Raw genomic sequence first — 17,310 nt, 5'->3', positions numbered from 1 at the left:
CCTCTTTATTTTCCAATGTCAAGCATTTTCTATCAAAAACTTTCAATTTCTATCTTTTTATCGAACAAAAAAAGCTGGACTATATCCAACTTCTTTCATATCATTGCATAGCTGCCAAATAAAAGGCAATTAGCTTTTATTGATCAAGGATACAAGATAGGCTGCCATAACAGGCAGAAAGGTTCCAAGAAAAGTAAACACAACCAGAACCCAGAACCAGACTGATTTAAAAGCCTGTCGGTAGGTTCCTGGGAGCGAACGATTGGCATCAATGTATTCCTTAAATTTTGGCCATTTCAAGATTAAGAGCAAAAGAAATACTGTGCTGCCAGCAATTAATAGGCCGTAAAAAACGATGTTAACAATAGGCTCCGGAGCTTTTTTTGAAAGAAAAGCTATACCTTCTGCTATGACAAAGTTATTGAGAGCATGAAAAATGATAGACCAGATAATCGAATACTCAAAAGCGATATAACCAAAGCCCAAACCAATCAAACTAGCAAAATAAAACTGATAAAGATTTTCGTGAAAGAGACCAAACAAAATCGCAGTCAGAAGAATGGCAAAAATCTTTCCATGCTTCTCTAACGCTCTTAATCCAGCACCTCTAAAAATGATTTCCTCCGTAACTGGAGCCATCAAAGATGAATAAATCAGCATGGTCAGTGTTTCAGAACCGCCGCCTCCTGATTCCATACTAGAAAGATCTAGATTGAAGAGTTGCATGATAGCCTGCATGATCTGATTGACAACAGCTGTAAACATTTGGGCGAATAAAAGGAAGCAAATCATATAAAAGAAAACTTTAGGAGTCATCTTCCGCCCCTTGCGACGAAGGTCATATTTAAAGAGCTGCTTACCCCGAGACACAGTGAAAGTAAGAACACCGAGACAGGAAGCTAGAATATAGGCTCCACCGTCCTTTTCCATGAATTTGGTAACAATGTCTTGCGTCTTTTGAATGTCCATACCTTGCCCTGGCATGATGACAAAAAAAGCAACAAATACGTAAATGAAGACAGCAGCAAGCATAACCCATAAATAAGTAAAGCAAGTCGCTGAAAATCGTCCTAGATCTTTTTTAGGATTTAAAGGTTCGGGTATATAATACATAAAATCTCCTATATTAAATTTTCTCTTTACCCTTTCTGCTCAGGAAATACAGGGTCAAAAAGATTCCCTCATAAAGCAAAGCAAAAAGAATAAAGGCGTGCATGAAAAATTCTTCTGGCAGAATCCAAATGACTGGATCCTTGGCTGGATCAAACATCCAGGTATTGTCTCCGGCAAAGAGAACTTGATGAAAGAGTGTAAAAAAATTATTAAAACCAATCATAAAAGCCAAGCCAGCAAAGACAAGCGGCAAGAGACTAATCACCAGAAAAGCCCGTCTGTAAAGACCCAAAAATCCCTTTTTAACCACTTTTTTGATAAAGAAAATCAAAACCGGCAAGGTTATTAGAAAAATAGCTTGCGCCAAATGAAAAAGATACTTGACCACCTGAAAATGATGTAGCCCTGCAGCTGACGAGCGAAAATCTGGCATCGCCAGTTTCTGACTAAAAGGATTGGTCAGGTAATTCATCAAAATATTAAAATTATACTGGATGGTCTCTGCTTTCAAATATACTTTATCTGGCAAGTTGAAATAAGAAATCTCCATCGGGTATAAGAGCCAAGCCAGATAAATGGTCAGCAGGATAGCTACTGCCAGCAAGCACAAAACGCTGGCTGAAAATCTCAACTTATCACGCATCGAAGTCCCACTCCGCTAGACTGGACAAGACATGCGTCGGTTGGATAGGCAGATTAGGAACCTCTTCTGGCAGGGTAAAACCTGTTGTGACCAAGAGAGTCGGAATGCCGTTGTCGATCCCCGCTCGAATATCTGTCAGATAGTTATCACCCACCATGACCACTTCTTCACGCGCCAGTCCTAGATGCTCTATCGCTTTTTCCATGATAATGGCGTTAGGCTTTCCTATAAAAGTGGGCTCAACCCGAGTAGCGGCTTCCAAGAGAGCATTGATAGCACCCGCTCCCGGCTGCAGACCTCTCTCCGTTGGAATATTGAGATCAGGATTGGTTCCGATAAAGTGAGCACCCTTTTGAATGGCCAGAGTCGCTATTGTCAGCTTCTCATAGTCCACTTCCCAGTCGAGACCTACTACTACGTAGTCAGGATTTTCAGTGTCTTCTATATAACCAGCTTCTTCTATGGCATGTTTCAGTCCGACATCACCGATGACATAGACTTTCTTGCCCAGATTTTTCTCCTGCATGTAGTCAATAGTAGCTAGAGTTGCTGTGTAAATGGTATCAAGTGGTGTCTCAATATTGAAATTTTTAGCCAGCATAGTCTGCACTGCTTCTGGCGTGCGAGTAGTATTATTGGTCACTAAAAGATAGGGAATATTGCGCTTCTGCAGCTCATGCACAAAGGCTTCACCAGCCGGAATCCGGCTCTTGCCCTTATAAATCGTCCCATCTAAGTCAATCAAATATCCTTTATAAGTCATTTCTGCACTTCCTCATTCTCTTGTTTAAACTCCTGCCATGTCACCAAAGCCTGGGCATTGACCTCGCTGTCACTGGAAATTTGGTGATTGCTCTGCAGACCTTCTAGGTCATAGCTAGAAGCAATCATGCCGCCCGGTCGAACTTCCTTGACATACTTAAGATGGACTTTCTTGGGAATGTGCTGGGTGAGGAAATCTGCTCCCATAACCTCAAAAATCCAGTCCAGATACTTGCTATTGTTGACATGGCCGTTCATATCCAAGTCGTAAAAGCGTACATGGTAGTCCTTGCTGACAGGATTTTCCAAAGCTGGATACTTAGGGCCGCGCAGTAATTTCTTGGAAAAATCAGATTGATATGGCGCTACAATCTCTGGATCTACCGGACGAACCTTGCGGCTATCTCGATCCATAAGAACAAAGGTTGCCATCATCTGAATAATAGCCTGACCTGCTTCATCAAAAATCGTAAAGCGACGGTAGCAAAAGAGCCGATTGTAGGTTAAAGCTTCTGTTTCAATGGTAATTTCCTCTGCAAAGCGTGGCAGACGTGTCACATCAATATCATAGTCCGTGATAATCCAGACTAGATTATACTGCTCCAGCATATCCTTGTCACTGACACCAAGCTCGATTGACTGCATTCCCGATACCTGCAAGGATAGCAAGATGACATCCGGCAGCTTGATATGGCCATTCATATCTGCCATATCAAAAGGAATTTTCATTTTCATTTGATAAGTTAAGCCCATGATTTACTCCAATATAAATTTCTCAGCAACCGTATCGCCCAAAAAGAGGCCTTGTTTGGTCATACGCACAATGTCTCTGTCAGGCACTAGCAAGCCCTGCTCAGTCAGCTCAGACACAACAGCTCCGTACTGGTCTTCAAAGGAAATACCGAATTTTTCCTCAAAACGTTTTTTTGACACGCCTGATTTCTTGCGCAGTCCTAGAAACATCTCTTCTTCCATCTTTTCATTCAATGTCAGCGTTTCTTCCTGCACACGGGCATTGCCCGCTTCCACTGCCTGCAGATAATGACGAATGGGTCCATGGTTTTTATAGCGGACACCATCGACATAGCCAGACGCTCCAGCTCCAATACCATAATACTCCGCATTGTCCCAGTACATGAGATTGTGGCGGCTCTCAAAGCCTGGCTTGGAAAAGTTGGAAATCTCATAATGCTCGAAGCCGGCCTTTTCCAGCTCAGCTATAATGTAGTCAAACATCTCCGCTTCCAAATCTTCCTTGGGCAGAGGCAGCTTCCCCCGCCGCATCCGATTCATGAAAACCGTATGATTTTCCAAAATCAAGCTGTACAAACTCATGTGAGGAATGTCCAAGGCAATGGCCTTGGCAACATTGGTTTTCACATCTTCCATGGTCTGCTTGGGCAGGGCGTAAATCAGGTCAATTGAGATATTATCAAAACCTGCTTTTTTGAGATTGGCAATATTCTCGTAGATGTCCTTTTCCGAGTGACTGCGGCCAATTTGCTTAAGCATGCGGTCGTTGAAAGTCTGTACACCCAGCGAAACCCGATTGACAGGCGAGTCTTTAAGTACAGCAATCTTCTCCTGATCTAAATCCCCAGGATTAGCTTCAATGGTCAGCTCTTCTAGATAAGATAAATCAAGCTTTTCCGTTAGCTTTTCCAGCAAAAAGGCTAATTGAGGCGCAGATAGAGCCGTCGGAGTCCCACCACCGATATAGAGGGTACGGAGCTTTTTGATATCGTAAGAATCATACTCCTCAATCAAATGCTCCAGATAAGAATCTACAGGCTGATTTTTGATAAAAACCTTGGAAAAATCGCAGTAATAACAAATCTGAGTACAAAAAGGAATGTGCACATAAGCAGAAGTCGGTTTGGTTTGCATAGTACTTATTATACCACAGTTTTAAAGAGAGGACTTATTTGATTATTAAACAAAGGAAAAAAGAGTGAGCCTGTAAAGACAGAAATTGTCCTCGCAAGCCACACCCTTTCCTATAATCTAAAAAATTGAAGATCTAAATCAATTCTTCCCCAACTCCTGCGTCCTCTTGTAGGCGGCTTGAACGGCATCCATGACGGTTCCTCGAAAGGCATTTTCTTCCAGACTGGCTACCCCAGCGATGGTCGAACCAGCCGGACTGCAGACCTGGTCTTTGAGTTGAGCCGGATGTTGACCACTGACCTGACTTAGTTTGGCAGCGCCTAAGAGAGTTTGATTGGCCAGTTCAAGCGATATATCGCGACTGAGTCCTGCTCGGACACCTGCATCCGCTAAAGCCTCTATAAAGAGATAGACGAAAGCTGGTCCACAGCCAGCAAGAGCTGTTGCCGCATCCAGCTGCTTTTCCTCTAGTTTGACCAAAAGACCAGCCGAAGACAGAAGCTCCTGTAACAAATCTTCATCCGCTTGATTCGCCTGCTGAGATAAGCTATAGGTAATAACACCATCACCTACGGCTACTGGTGTATTAGGCATTATCCGAATCCAACGATGGTGGCTAGATGTCAATTTTTCTAATAGCTCCAAGGTCAGACCAGCAGCCATCGAAACTAGCAAAATAGAATCCCGATTTTCTAGAATTTCTTGATAATCAGCCAGCAAGTCAGCAAATTGAGCTGGTTTGATTCCCAGAAAAATCACCTCTGCCTGAGCAAAAACTTCTGCATTACTGACCGGCAGGCCACCAACTTCCGCAGCAATCTTTTCAGCCTTGTTCCTACTTCGGTTGGCTAATAATAATTCACTTCTAAATCTTTCATCTTGGGCAACTAGACGGGCTAAACTGCCGCCCATATTTCCCAGACCGATAAATCCAATTTTCATCATTATTTCCTCACTTGACCAGTTCCTTGGATGACGTATTTATAGCTGGTCAGCTCTTTCAGCCCCATAGGACCTCTGGCATGCAGTTTTTGAGTAGAAATCCCCATTTCGCAGCCAAGGCCAAATTGACCGCCATCTGTAAAGCGGGTCGAGGCATTGACATAAACTGCTGCGCTATCCACCTGTTCTGTAAAGTAAGCTGCCGCTGCAGCCTTCTCTGTCACAATAGCGTCCGAGTGATGAGTACCGTGAGCCTCAATATGCTCCACCGCTTCTTCCAGCGAAGAAACCACCTTGACCGCTAAGATATAGTCCAAAAATTCCGTATCAAAATCTTCCGATCTAGCTTGCGAGCCAGAGATATACTGAGCTGCTTTCTCATCCAAACGAAATTCAACAGGATTTTCTTGCGCAGCATCACGATCTGTCACCAGCATCTTCTGCAAAGACGGTAAAAATTCTGCTGCAATTTCTTCATGGACCAGCAATACTTCCATGGCATTGCAGACAGAAGGACGACTGGTCTTGGCATTCTCAATAATCGCCAAAGCCTTATCTTGATCAGCATCCTTATCTACATAGACATGAACAATTCCAGTACCTGTCTCAATCACTGGCACAGTCGCATTTTCAACGACCGCCTGAATCAGTCCCGCACCTCCGCGAGGAATGAGCAAATCCAGATAATCCTTAGCCTTCATCATAGCCTGGGCAGAAGCCCGACTGGTATCAGAAACCAACTGGATACAATCCGGCGAAATCTTTGTCTGAGCCAAGCCTTCTTTCAAAGCTGTGACAATAGCTAGCGCAGTCTGATAGGCATCCTTGCCACTTCTGAGAACGACTGCACTGCCACTCTTTAAGGCAAGAGCAGCAGCGTCAGAGGTGACGTTAGGCCGGCTTTCGTAGATAATCCCGATCACTCCCATAGCCACCCGCTTTTTGCTAATAACAAGGCCATTATCCAGCTCGATCGTTTCTAGGACTTGACCTACAGGATCCTCCAAGTCAATCAGCTGGCGAATACCTTCTGCCATGCCAGCAATCCGCTCCTCGTCCAGATAGAGGCGATCCAGCATCACATCTGAAATCTTACCTTTAGCTGCGTTCATATCCGATTCATTGGCTGCTAAAATATCCGCACGAGAAAGCCAAAGCTGCTTTGCCATTTCTTCCAAAGCAAGGTTTTTCTCAGCTGTTGTGGCTGTATTAATCGTTTTCTTGACTTTCTGAACCTTTTCAAAAATCGCTTGTGTTGAGGTCATCGCTTCTCCTTTCCTCGTCTTCTAAAATTCTGCAAATAAATCATTTAACTCCGGTGTCAGAGAAATCCAGTCATCCCGATGAATGACGACACCCTTAGGCTTATTGGACTTGAGCATATCTTTAAGAGCAGACTTGCCAAAACGCACACGCCCTTTACCAAGAATAGCTCCGCTGCCTTCTTCATAAACGGTCACCGTATCCTGATAGGCAAAGTTCCCCGATACAGATACAAGACCGGATACCAACAAACTTTTTCCCTTATTTCTGAGAGCGTTGGCTGCTCCTTGGTCTACATAGATTTCACCTTGACTTTTAGCATAGAAAGCCAGCCATTGCTTCTGCGTTTTTAGACCTTTTTTCTGAGCCAAAAAGAGACTGCCATCCTTGGTTTCCTCCGCTGCTTCCAGCAGAGCATCAGTCTTGAGTGAGGAGCAGATATAGACCGGCACACCTGACATGGTCGCAAGCGTTGCTGCCTTAATCTTTGTCAGCATACCACCAGTTCCATTGCTCGTTCCTGAGCCGCCTGCCATATCAATCAGCTCAGAGCTAATCTTCTCAATCTTTTCAAGTCGGCGGGCATCTGGATTGGTAGAGGGATTGGCTGTGTAAAGGCCATCTACATCTGTCAAGAGCACCAGGAGATCCGCCTGAACCATAGCCGCTACTTGAGCACTCAGTGTATCATTATCCCCAACCTTAAGCTCCTCGATGGCCACTGAGTCATTTTCATTGATGATAGGAATAGCGCCGCGATTCAGTAAGATAGACAAGGCCTGGTGAGCATTCTTGTAACGCCTCTTATCTGCAAAATCATCCTGGGTCAAAAGAATCTGAGCAGAAATGATTTGCTTCAAAAGAAGATTGGTTGTATATTCCTCCAAAAGCAAACCCTGTCCAACAGCAGCTGATGCCTGTTTATCCGCCACCTTGGTTGGTCGCTTTTTAAAGCCCAGAGAAGAAAAACCTGCCGCAATAGCTCCTGATGAGACCAGGATCAACTCATGCCCCGCCTCGTGCAAGAGAGCCAACTGCCGAGTAATTTCCTTTACCTTGGCGCGTGACAGACTGCCATCTGCGTTTGTCAATGACGAAGTCCCCACCTTAAATACGATTCGCTTTGCTTTCATTTCCTTTTCCTTCACTGCTAGATTGTCTTATTATACCACGATTTACGTAAAATAAAAATGACCGTGATTGAAGCGGTCAAAGGAAAATTTGTATTTTAATAATGAATGGACCTGACTAATCTTGTCGCAATTTTTCTAAGGTTTCTTGGAAAATGGCTGGTACTTCAGCTGTAAATTCCAGCACTTCACCAGTTCGAGGATGGGTGAAGCCCAGCGTTCGCGCGTGCAGAAATTGGCCATGTCCTTTTAAGGTCTTGCGCGGTCCATAGACCTCATCACCAGCTACAGGATGTCCGATGTAGGACATGTGAACGCGGATTTGATGAGTCCGTCCCGTTTCCAGCTGAAGCTCAACCAGAGTATAGTCACCAAAACGTTCCAAGACTTGGAAACGCGTCAGGGCTGGCTTACCTTTAGCCGTTACGGCCTGCTTCTTGCGGTCTTTTTCACTGCGGCCAATCGGTGCTTCAATCACTCCACGGTCGTTAGGCAGATTTCCATGAACAATAGCCCAATACTTGCGTAGGGATTTCTTATCCTTAAGTTCATCAGCCAGAGCCACATGGGCTTGGTCATTTTTAGCAATCATGAGAAGCCCTGAAGTGTCCTTGTCAATTCGATGAACAATGCCCGGGCGGAGGACACCGTTGATGCCAGACAGATCCTTAATATGGTACATAAGGGCGTTGACTAGCGTACCGCTTGTATGGCCTGCAGAAGGATGGACGACCATTCCCTGCGGTTTATTGACAACTGCCACATCCTCATCTTGGTAGACGATTTCTAGCGGAATATCCTCAGGCACATATTCGACGCCTTCTGGTTCAGGCAGTTCATAGGAAACGACATCGCCTTCTTTAACAGCATATTTAGCTTTTTTGGCTTGGCCATTGACCAAAATCTGGCCGTCCTTAATCTGCTCATTGGCCAAACTACGGGATAGGTCTGTCAGCTCAGCAACCGCCTTGTCCAATCGCTGACCAGCTACCGAAGCCTCAATTCTTACTTCCATCTTTTTCTTCCTTCAAAATCATCAACAGTAAAATAGCTACACCAAAGGTCAGATACATATCTGCCACATTGAAAATAGCAAAATTGATAAAATCTAACTGAAACATGTCCACGACAAAACCTTGCCGAATCCGGTCAATAAAGTTCCCCAAACCGCCAGCAATCACCAAGGTCAGCCCGGTCAGCATCCACTTTGAGGCATTGAGGTGCTTGATGAGGTAGTAAACAGCTCCGCCGATGACCAAAAATGTCACCAAAGTAAAGAGCCATTGCTGATTTTCCAGCATGGAGAAGGCTGCGCCGGTATTCTGGAGATAGGTCAGACTCACCAGATGCGGAATGAAACTCTTGACCTGCCCCAGCTTAAAATCGCTGACAATATATAACTTAACCAGCTGGTCCACAACAATAAGAACCAAGACTGCAAAAGGAATAATAATTTTTCTTTTCATACTTTATTTTTTCTGTGCAAAATACTCTTTCATAACCGATACAAAGTCTTCCCCGACCTGAGTCAACTCCACATCTTCACGCTTGACATAGACCATATGGTTGTCCAAGTTGTCGCGAAGCTTGATGACAGTAATGCCATTCACACTGTTACTGTCCAAAAAGCCAGATCCAGTCGCATAAGCATCAGTTCGCTCCAAAATCCCATTCAAGGTTGCACGGTCCGTCACATTAAACATCTGTGAGCTGGCACTGGTATCGACAAAGTTCTCTGAATAATAGAGATACTCGTCCTTTTCCTGAGTGAAGCGAACAGTCTGCAAAGCAGCCAAATCTTCCATGACAAGCTCATTTTTCTGAGTCAGAGGGTGATCTTCCCGCAGGTAAATGTGGGTCTGAAAAGGAATGAGCTCAATTACTTCCAAGCCTAGCTTTTCCACCCGCTGCATAATGCCCTTGGTATTTTGATTATTGAGGTAGATAATGCCGATTTCACTATGGCCCTGCGCTACTTCGTCCAGAATCTGTACGGTTGTTGACTCAAAAATTCGGAAGTTCTTATACTCTGGATAGGTCTGAGAAAATTGAGTAATCAAAGGCGGCAAAAAATCATAGTGCTGACTGGCAATTGAGAACTCATCACGCTCTTCCTCGGGATTGGCATATTGATTTTGAAAGACATCAAACCCCTTGACCAAATCTTGAGCTTTCTCGTAAAACTCCATTCCTCGGCGAGTCAGAAAAGTACCGCTGCTGGTCCGACGAAAAATCTTGAAGCCCAGCTCTTTTTCCAGATCACGGACAGAGATAGACAGACTAGGCTGGCTGACATACATTTTTTCCGCGGCTTCTCGAAAGGTCCCACTGTTAGCAATGGCGACCACATAACGCAATTGTTGAATATTCATAACATTTTCCTTCTTTACATATCGTCTCATTATACCATAAAGCAAGGCAGAACAAAAGAAACCAGCTGTAAGAAGCCGGTCTCTTCGTTTAAGTTAATTAATAATCTGAGAAAAATTTGCTATTTTTTTAGATAAACAACCTCTGTCATCTCTTTGAAGCCTAGTTTTTTATAAAGTTTCAAAGCTCGGGTATTCTGCTTTTCTACGACAATCTGAAACTCCTGTCCATTGAGCTTATTTAAATCCTGCATACTTGCAAGCAAGAGATAGCTTCCTAACCCCTGCCCCTGAAAGTCTTGATCAACCGCCAAGCCAAAGAAATAATTGGTTCCAAAATCTGTATCAACTGACACAGAAGCCACAACTCTACCATCTTTCTTCAAGATATAAAGCAAGCTGGATGCGCTGCTGACGGCTTCTTGGGCATATTTCAAGGCAACATCGAGCGGTGTCTCAAAGACTTGGGACTGAAAAGCAGCAATCTCTTCTGACAAGTCCAAACTCCCCTGCAAGACCTCTATCTCTTCTCTTTCTTCCAGAGGAAAAGTTTGAGCAGGCTGCGCCAGCCAGATTTCAGCTTCATCTGCTTGGTAATCAAATCTCCGAGCAAAATCGGGATGACCGTTCAAAAAAGCCAGCTCCGCTACATACTCAATCTCGGTCAAATCATACTGATCAACTACTTTGGCAAAAGCAGCTAGGAGTTGATTAGCCACACCCTGACGGCGATACGATGGCAGAACATAGAGAGAAACCTCAGCTTGGCCAGGTTCATCCGCGTAGACTGATAAAAAGCCGATGGTCTGGCCATCCATCTCAACCAAGAAGAAGGCTGGCATTTCCGGAACTGCATTATAATTATTATCCAGATAGGGCAGCCGATAGCCTCCGTCTGCCTTATTACACTCTTGAACTAATTCAAACAATTCTTGCTTTTCTTTCTCAGGTAATGCACTATAAATACTTACTTTCATCTTTTTCACTTCCTTCCAGTATTTCTTTCTATTTTACTACAAAAACCTTAGTCAAGCCATTCAAAAAGGGACTGGAAAAATCCAGCCCCAATGTCGCTAAGTGAATCGTTTTTATTTTTCAACGTGGTCAGCAAGTTCTTCCTGGGCTTTTTTATTTGCCGCAGTAGCCTCTTCTTTCCATTTTTTCTTAGCTGCTTCGTATTCTTTGGTCGTTACAACATCCTTCTGAAGTTGGGTCAGCTTGAAGTTGTAACTTGAACCTTTGACACCAACTGGTGAGTAGGCCTTTGTAAATGGCACTGATTTAGTAACAGACGGTGTTGCCCCTTGTGAAACAGTCGGGATAATCAAGCCACTATCTAGCAACCAAGCTTCCGCTTCTGCATACTTTTCGTAACGCAACTGCACATCGTTGGTTTCAGCATTGGCTTCTTCCAGCATCTTGGTATAAGTATCCAAGCCTAGCTCTTTAATCTTATCATTGTCTTGACCTGGTTCAAATCCAAAGTTTTGCAAGCTTCCGCCGTTCTTGATATTGAGAGTATCAAGATAAGTAGATGGATCTTGGTAGTCACCAGTCCAGCCACCAGTAGACATATCATAGTCTTTCTGAGCAGCAGAGTTAGCAAAATAGGTGATATTATTAAGATCGTCTGTGCTCATCTTTTGCAGGTCAATGACGACATTTTCCGCTCCAAGAGCCGATTCAATAGACTGCTTGGTTGAGCTAGCCCATTGAACGCCAATTGTACTAGACTGATCCACTGGCATATCTAAGTGAATCGGGAATTCAACTCCCTTAGCCTGCAAGGCTTGCTTCGCTTCTGCAAATTTCGCCTTAGCTTTTTCAGGATTGTAGTAAGGATCTTGAGCGTCAGAGAGGTCAATTCCTTGCCATTGGCTGCCATAATTAACTAATTTTTCCCCAACAACAGTTCCAAAATCCTTGTCGCCAATTTGGACAAAGCTAGGTGGTACCAAGGTATTTCTCAAGACCTTAGTCGCTCCATCTTCACCATTTCCTTGCGCACCATAAGATGTACGGTCAAAGGCAAAGTTGATAGCCTGACGGAAGTCTTTGTTCATGATTGCTTCGTTTGTAGCAGACTTTTGAGCGTCTGTTGTTTTAGAAGTATGATTGTAGGACTGACGGTTGTAGTTGAAATTATAGTAATAAGAAGTAGAATCCTGCGGGCTGTATACGATATTGTCCGCATATTTCTTCTTGACTGAGGCAAAGCCTGAGCTATTCGGATAGAGACGAGCTGTGCTGTAAACGCCATCGCTAAAGTTACGAATCAGTGCTTCCTGATCATTTCCATCGTAATAGGTCAGCTTGATACTATCCAGAGTGACATTGTCTTTGTCGTAGTAATTTGGGTTTTTGACAAATTCCATCACAGACTTGGAAGTCAGAGACTTGAGCAAGTAAGGACCATTATAGAGGATGCTAGATGGCTTGACAGAGCCAAAATTGCTTCCTTCTGCTTTCAGAAACTCTTCATTGACTGGGAAAAGAATCGTGCTGGTCGTTTTAGAGTTCCAGTATGGCTCAGGGCGGGCCAGAGTGTATTGGAGTGTATGGTCGTCAATAGCCTTGACACCAACATTGTCAAAATTCTTATCTTCACCCTTGATATAAGCATCCAAGCCCTTCACAGAGTCCTGAACTAGATAAATAGCTTCAGAATTTTCATCCGCAGCATACTTCAAGCCAGTCACAAAGTCCTGGGCCTTTACTTCTGCATATTCTTCACCATCGGATGTGTACCATTTAGCATCATCACGCAGCTTATAAGTATAGGTCAGACCATCCTTAGAAACTGTCCATGACTTGGCGATTGAGGGAACTAGATTCCCGTACTTATCATTTTCAAAAAGTCCATCGACCAGGTTGGAAATGACATCACCTGTCGTTGCACGGTTTGTAGCAAGATAGTTCAAGCTGTCAGGGTCTGAACTATAAACGTAAGTATAATTATTTGTGCTAGATGAAGACTGGCTACAAGCCGTCAGCAATAACCCGGCACTCAGTGCAACTCCAGTCGCAATCAGCCATTTTGATGCTTTCATGGATAGAACCTCCTTTGATGTTACATTTTATAACATGAACCATTATACCAAAAAACGTATAAAAAGTAAATAGTAAACCGATGACAGATGAGTAAAATATTCAAGCCTGTGTGTTTTTAGGAAATACACAAAGCTTTCTGTTACCGCATTCCTGCAAATTTCCAAGCAAAAAAAGAAGAATCCGCTTTTACCGCAAACTTGCTTTGGATTCTTCCTTTTTGTTATGTTATCAAGAATAAGTAAAACTGTGAGCCCTTCAACACTGCTCGCTCATTCTTTTATTGATTATAGTCTGCGAGAAGACAAGTCATATAGATAGACAGCTCCAAACAAGAACAAAGCACCCAGCAAGGACAAGAACAAGCTGCTTCCGGCTCCTGTTTCAGGAAGTTGGCTAAACTGTGTAGCCTGCTGACTTAGTTGCCGACGAGAACTTACAGGTTCAACAGAACGCAAACTCAACTGAGGAGGAGTTTGTTGGCCTGGAATCGTGTTCTGCCCAGCTGCAGTAATCTGAATAAGCTCCTTATAATAACCTTCTCCCATGCCGAATTCTCTATCTTGACTGTCAATCAAGGTTAGGGAAAGCACTGGACTGAACTGACCCTCTACTAAACCTTTCAAGCTGATCTCAACCGGATTGGTATCATTGGCTTTTTTAGAAATCAGAACAGTATCGCCAGAGATGGTATAGTCAGGACTTGGCAGGATGTTGAAATGCTGAGTATCCATCTTAAGGGCAAGACGGTAGTCATTTTTCTCTAGACCGTTTAGTCCACTCAGGGTAACTGTAGCTGTAAAAGGCTGATCTAGCTGAGCTGATGTAGGAACATTGACTTTGATATCCTTAACTGGATCGGTATAAAAGAGACCATGCCCGATAGGATAGGCTACCTCTGTCTCTGACATGATACCATCCTTGATACTCGGCACATTTACCGGTAACTTCCCAACATGTTTTTGAACATTGAAAATCACTTCCACACCAGCTGGGATATTAGGGCCGAAGGCACTGTCCGGCTTCAGAGACTCGGTTGGATCCATTCCCTTGTTTCCATAAACTGCTACAATAGCCTTGGCATTAGGATAATTCGCTACATCATAAGGTTTGGAAATGCTCATGATAGCTGCTTGTTTTCCAGTTGCGTTTGCATAGTCCACGACTTCTGTCGGAACTCTTGTCAGCCAGAAATCGCTGGCTAGTTGAGATTGACGTCCAATTTCAGAGATTAAGACAAGGTGTGTCGCTTGGTCAATCTTCCCTTTCAAATCTTCTAACTTGGTTGTTTTGCTGTAGTTTAGTGCTTCATATGTGACACCTGCTGGAATCACTCCGTCTGCTATCAGACGTTTGACACCCAGCTCTAGTCCAGGCACTTCATCGTCATAAGCCGCTAACAGCAAAATCCTGTCGCCAGATTTGACCTTAAAAGGCAGAACAGTATCATCGTTTTTAACTATTGTCACTGCACTAGCAGCGATTTTTCGTTCAGTATCTCTGTTAAACTCTGAGCCAACAGTTGCTTCAGCCTTAGCTTGGGTACGTTCAGATGGGTCAAAGTCTAAAATACCTCGTTTTTCTTTTAGATTCAAGATGCGAGTCACTGACTCATCCAATCTGCTGACTGGAATATCGCCTCTCTGAACTGCCTGTTCAATATCGTTGATAATCTTATCGATTTTAGCTAAATCACTCTTGCTACGTAAGACGGTTGGCATCAGCACCACATCTACACCAGACTTGATTGCCATGATAGCCGCTTCAGATTCTCCGAAGTTTTTGGCAATCGCATCCATGCCCATAGCATCAGATACTACTACACCCTTGTAGCCAAACTTCTTGCGAACAATGCCGGTAATAATGTCATCAGACAAGGTGGCAGGGATATAGATGGTTTCCCCAGTTTGCTTAGATATAACCGTGTCTTTCTCAATCTGAGGATACTGAATATGGGCTGTCATCAGCATATCAGCGTTTTTGTCAATGGCAGCCTTGAAAGGCAGCAACTCCAGCGCTTCTAACTCCGCATAGGACTTATCTACAAGAGGCAGACCAGTATGAGAATCTACCGCCGTATCACCATGCCCAGGGAAATGCTTAGCCGCTACTGCGACATTGTATTTCTGAATCCCCTCCATCATAGCCGTTCCCAAACGGGCAACCACCTTAGGATCTGAAGAGAAAGACCGCAAACCAATAACTGGATTCTGCGGATTGTTATTTGTGTCAAAAACTGGGGCAAAGTTGACATTCAAACCTAGAGCCGATAGTTCCCGTCCGATGATTTGACCTGCTTGATTGGCTAATTCTGGATCTCGCGTCGCGCCAACTGCCATATTGCCTGGAAGAGCTGTCCCGCTGCCCAAACGATAGACGATACCACCTTCTTGGTCAATCGCGAGCAAAAGCGGCAGCTTACCATTATTAGCTTGGTTACTGATAGCTGCTTGCTGCAAGGCTTGAGTCAAGGCTAAGGTTTGAGCAGTTCCTTTCACATTCTCAGCAAAAAGAATAACTCCGCCAAAGTCGTATTTATCAACCGCTTCTGCCACTTCTTTATTCAGCTCCGTCATATCTGACTGGGTGGCTTGGCCCTCTTGCTGCCATTTTCTGAAATCAGGCATCAGCATCTGGGTAATCTTCTGACGAAGCGTCATATCCGCCACAAGCTCCTGTACCCTCTTAGAAGCCAATGGTGGATCAGTCGCTGCCTGACCTTGAGCTTGATTAGCTTCTGAGGAAGCTTCTGCAGCCTGAGCAGTCGCTGGTTTGGCAGAATTATCCACCAAATTTTCTGCATTGGCAGCTTGGCTTGAAGCAGCCGTTTCAGTAGCTGCAACTGACGGAGCATCAGAGACTGGCAAGGCTTTTTCAGCAATCTGACTATCCTGACTTGGCGTGTCCCTAACCCCAGCACTACTATCAGAAGAGTCTGTTACAACTGCAGTACTTGCTTGTTCAGACTGGTTGGCAGATTCCGGTGGCTGATTAGCCGTATCTGCTTTTATGGCTCCCAATGGCCAAAAAACTAGTAATGACAAGGCAAGCGCCAATAGCAATTTATACCTTTTCATCATAGGCATTCTCCTTTCATCCCTATAATAATAGCACAAAAAACGATGTTTGTAAACGTTTACATATTATCTAATTGTTGTTTGTTTTTATCACCAATTAGTAATACAATCTCTATAAAAATGAAATAGTATTACAATATTATAGAAATGTTACAGAGGTATAATTTTATAGAAATAACATAACCTAACTGTTAAAAACAAGATTCTTTTATCTTGTGCTAACAGTTGCATAGAAAGGATTTGCTATGAGACAAGAAAAGAAGACTAAAGTAATGCTCAACCGCCGCTACTGGCTGGGGCTTTCCCTGGCTTCTGCTGCGACTTTAGCCGCTGCTTTGATTTCCACCGGAACAGTTCGAGCGGAGAACAAGTCAATCCCTGACTGGGCTTCTAGACGTGAAGTTGGTATTTACGATCCTAGTGTACCAGATATTGAGGACGACCCTACTATCTTTGATGATCCAGGACCTATTAAGGTTCCGGAAGCACCTAAGAGTGAGTTCCCTAATGCTTTTTATGATGAGTCTGGCGAAAGAATTACAAATAGAATCGTTCTTCACGAGGGTAAATACTACGGCGCGGACCTCTCTGGTTATACATACAAAGTTCAAGATGACCCAGCAGAACAAATTCCGACGAATCTAAAAAATTCCTTCTATACCAGCCCAACTGGTAACGTCTATTATTTTGATAACAAAGGACAAAGGGTCATTAACTTTTACACTGTTGATGGCAAGCAATACTTCTTTGATTCTTACGGACGACTGGTTAAAAACAGATTTATTGATTTCACTGAATATACCTTCTACATCGGAGGAGATGGATCGCCTTATAAAAACGGACTTTATAAGATTGGCAAGTACTATTATTACTTTACCGAGTATGGCGATCTTTTGAGGCAAGGTTCTTTCGACTACAAAGGAAAGACCTATTATACTAATTGGCATGGCGTTGTCAATATAAAAGACGAAGAAGTTACACCATAACGAAAAATACCAGAAATGAGGACGTATGTCTTCGTTTCTGGTATTTATTTTATTCAAAATCACTCAAATAGAAAATTCATTTTTTATAAG

Annotated in this window: 15 protein-coding genes; 1 reads left to right on the top strand and 14 read right to left on the bottom strand. The window is 43.6% G+C overall.

Features of this window, described 5'->3' with window-relative positions:
* Positions 1 to 129 precede the first annotated feature (129 nt).
* The 14 genes from J1C86_RS05245 to J1C86_RS05180 form a co-directional block, all read right to left on the bottom strand.
* Complete coding sequence (locus J1C86_RS05245; protein ID WP_125406700.1) at positions 130 to 1,113, bottom strand: CPBP family intramembrane glutamic endopeptidase; 984 nt, start codon at positions 1,111 to 1,113, stop codon at positions 130 to 132.
* A gap of 13 nt (positions 1,114 to 1,126) precedes the next feature.
* Positions 1,127 to 1,756, bottom strand: a complete 630-nt coding sequence (locus J1C86_RS05240) for a TIGR01906 family membrane protein (protein WP_125406702.1) — start codon at positions 1,754 to 1,756, stop codon at positions 1,127 to 1,129.
* Positions 1,749 to 2,519: a TIGR01457 family HAD-type hydrolase gene (locus tag J1C86_RS05235; protein WP_125406705.1), complete on the bottom strand. Its 771-nt coding sequence runs from the start codon at positions 2,517 to 2,519 to the stop codon at positions 1,749 to 1,751. The genes J1C86_RS05240 and J1C86_RS05235 overlap by 8 nt, the downstream gene beginning before the upstream one ends.
* On the bottom strand, positions 2,516 to 3,271 hold the full coding sequence (locus J1C86_RS05230) for an acyl-[acyl-carrier-protein] thioesterase (RefSeq protein ID WP_125406708.1): 756 nt from the start codon (positions 3,269 to 3,271) through the stop codon (positions 2,516 to 2,518). Before J1C86_RS05230 ends, J1C86_RS05235 begins: the two co-directional genes overlap by 4 nt.
* Positions 3,272 to 3,274: 3 nt before the next feature.
* Positions 3,275 to 4,405, bottom strand: a complete 1,131-nt coding sequence (gene hemW, locus J1C86_RS05225) for a radical SAM family heme chaperone HemW (RefSeq protein WP_125406711.1) — start codon at positions 4,403 to 4,405, stop codon at positions 3,275 to 3,277.
* A gap of 138 nt (positions 4,406 to 4,543) precedes the next feature.
* On the bottom strand, positions 4,544 to 5,347 hold the full coding sequence (gene proC, locus J1C86_RS05220) for a pyrroline-5-carboxylate reductase (RefSeq protein ID WP_125406981.1): 804 nt from the start codon (positions 5,345 to 5,347) through the stop codon (positions 4,544 to 4,546).
* A 2-nt stretch (positions 5,348 to 5,349) separates the two neighbouring features.
* Complete coding sequence (locus J1C86_RS05215) at positions 5,350 to 6,612, bottom strand: glutamate-5-semialdehyde dehydrogenase (RefSeq protein WP_125406713.1); 1,263 nt, start codon at positions 6,610 to 6,612, stop codon at positions 5,350 to 5,352.
* Between the two features lie 21 nt (positions 6,613 to 6,633).
* Entirely contained in the window at positions 6,634 to 7,743 is a 1,110-nt protein-coding gene (gene proB, locus J1C86_RS05210; RefSeq protein ID WP_125406716.1) for a glutamate 5-kinase, read from the bottom strand.
* 115 nt (positions 7,744 to 7,858) lie between these two features.
* Positions 7,859 to 8,755 carry an RluA family pseudouridine synthase gene (locus J1C86_RS05205; RefSeq protein WP_125406719.1) on the bottom strand — a complete coding sequence of 299 codons (897 nt, stop codon included), beginning with the start codon at positions 8,753 to 8,755 and terminating at the stop codon, positions 7,859 to 7,861.
* Positions 8,739 to 9,206 (bottom strand): signal peptidase II, encoded by a 468-nt coding sequence (gene lspA / locus J1C86_RS05200; protein WP_125406721.1) that lies wholly within the window; start codon positions 9,204 to 9,206, stop codon positions 8,739 to 8,741. Before lspA ends, J1C86_RS05205 begins: the two co-directional genes overlap by 17 nt.
* Positions 9,207 to 9,209: 3 nt before the next feature.
* Entirely contained in the window at positions 9,210 to 10,112 is a 903-nt protein-coding gene (locus J1C86_RS05195; RefSeq protein ID WP_427150826.1) for a LysR family transcriptional regulator, read from the bottom strand.
* Between the two features lie 119 nt (positions 10,113 to 10,231).
* Entirely contained in the window at positions 10,232 to 11,086 is an 855-nt protein-coding gene (locus tag J1C86_RS05190; protein WP_185757524.1) for a GNAT family N-acetyltransferase, read from the bottom strand.
* 111 nt (positions 11,087 to 11,197) lie between these two features.
* On the bottom strand, positions 11,198 to 13,159 hold the full coding sequence (locus J1C86_RS05185; protein WP_125409393.1) for a peptide ABC transporter substrate-binding protein: 1,962 nt from the start codon (positions 13,157 to 13,159) through the stop codon (positions 11,198 to 11,200).
* 285 nt (positions 13,160 to 13,444) lie between these two features.
* Entirely contained in the window at positions 13,445 to 16,243 is a 2,799-nt protein-coding gene (locus J1C86_RS05180; RefSeq protein ID WP_185757523.1) for a glycoside hydrolase family 3 protein, read from the bottom strand.
* A gap of 236 nt (positions 16,244 to 16,479) precedes the next feature.
* Here J1C86_RS05180 and J1C86_RS05175 point away from each other — a divergent pair, with 236 nt between their 5' ends.
* Positions 16,480 to 17,220 (top strand): hypothetical protein, encoded by a 741-nt coding sequence (locus J1C86_RS05175; RefSeq protein ID WP_101771298.1) that lies wholly within the window; start codon positions 16,480 to 16,482, stop codon positions 17,218 to 17,220.
* Positions 17,221 to 17,310 lie beyond the last annotated feature (90 nt).

Origin of the sequence: Streptococcus sanguinis (assembly GCF_050220005.1) — a bacterium.
Lineage (GTDB): Bacteria > Bacillota > Bacilli > Lactobacillales > Streptococcaceae > Streptococcus > Streptococcus sanguinis_Z.
The sequence above is the reverse complement of the archived record's forward strand: the minus strand, read 5'-3'. Positions and strand labels throughout refer to the sequence as shown.

Excerpts from the sequence above, each read along its gene's own strand:
- J1C86_RS05195 (WP_427150826.1), bottom strand. The coding sequence starts at position 10,112 with ATGAATATTCAACAATTGCGTTATGTGGTCGCCATTGCTAACAGTGGG.
- J1C86_RS05245 (WP_125406700.1), bottom strand. The coding sequence starts at position 1,113 with ATGTATTATATACCCGAACCTTTAAATCCTAAAAAAGATCTAGGACGA.
- J1C86_RS05215 (WP_125406713.1), bottom strand. The coding sequence starts at position 6,612 with ATGACCTCAACACAAGCGATTTTTGAAAAGGTTCAGAAAGTCAAGAAA.
- proB (WP_125406716.1), bottom strand. The coding sequence starts at position 7,743 with ATGAAAGCAAAGCGAATCGTATTTAAGGTGGGGACTTCGTCATTGACA.
- lspA (WP_125406721.1), bottom strand. The coding sequence starts at position 9,206 with ATGAAAAGAAAAATTATTATTCCTTTTGCAGTCTTGGTTCTTATTGTT.
- J1C86_RS05205 (WP_125406719.1), bottom strand. The coding sequence starts at position 8,755 with ATGGAAGTAAGAATTGAGGCTTCGGTAGCTGGTCAGCGATTGGACAAG.
- proC (WP_125406981.1), bottom strand. The coding sequence starts at position 5,347 with ATGAAAATTGGATTTATCGGTCTGGGAAATATGGGCGGCAGTTTAGCC.
- J1C86_RS05235 (WP_125406705.1), bottom strand. The coding sequence starts at position 2,519 with ATGACTTATAAAGGATATTTGATTGACTTAGATGGGACGATTTATAAG.
- J1C86_RS05230 (WP_125406708.1), bottom strand. The coding sequence starts at position 3,271 with ATGGGCTTAACTTATCAAATGAAAATGAAAATTCCTTTTGATATGGCA.
- J1C86_RS05180 (WP_185757523.1), bottom strand. The coding sequence starts at position 16,243 with ATGCCTATGATGAAAAGGTATAAATTGCTATTGGCGCTTGCCTTGTCA.
- J1C86_RS05185 (WP_125409393.1), bottom strand. The coding sequence starts at position 13,159 with ATGAAAGCATCAAAATGGCTGATTGCGACTGGAGTTGCACTGAGTGCC.
- J1C86_RS05175 (WP_101771298.1), top strand. The coding sequence starts at position 16,480 with ATGAGACAAGAAAAGAAGACTAAAGTAATGCTCAACCGCCGCTACTGG.
- hemW (WP_125406711.1), bottom strand. The coding sequence starts at position 4,405 with ATGCAAACCAAACCGACTTCTGCTTATGTGCACATTCCTTTTTGTACT.
- J1C86_RS05240 (WP_125406702.1), bottom strand. The coding sequence starts at position 1,756 with ATGCGTGATAAGTTGAGATTTTCAGCCAGCGTTTTGTGCTTGCTGGCA.
- J1C86_RS05190 (WP_185757524.1), bottom strand. The coding sequence starts at position 11,086 with ATGAAAGTAAGTATTTATAGTGCATTACCTGAGAAAGAAAAGCAAGAA.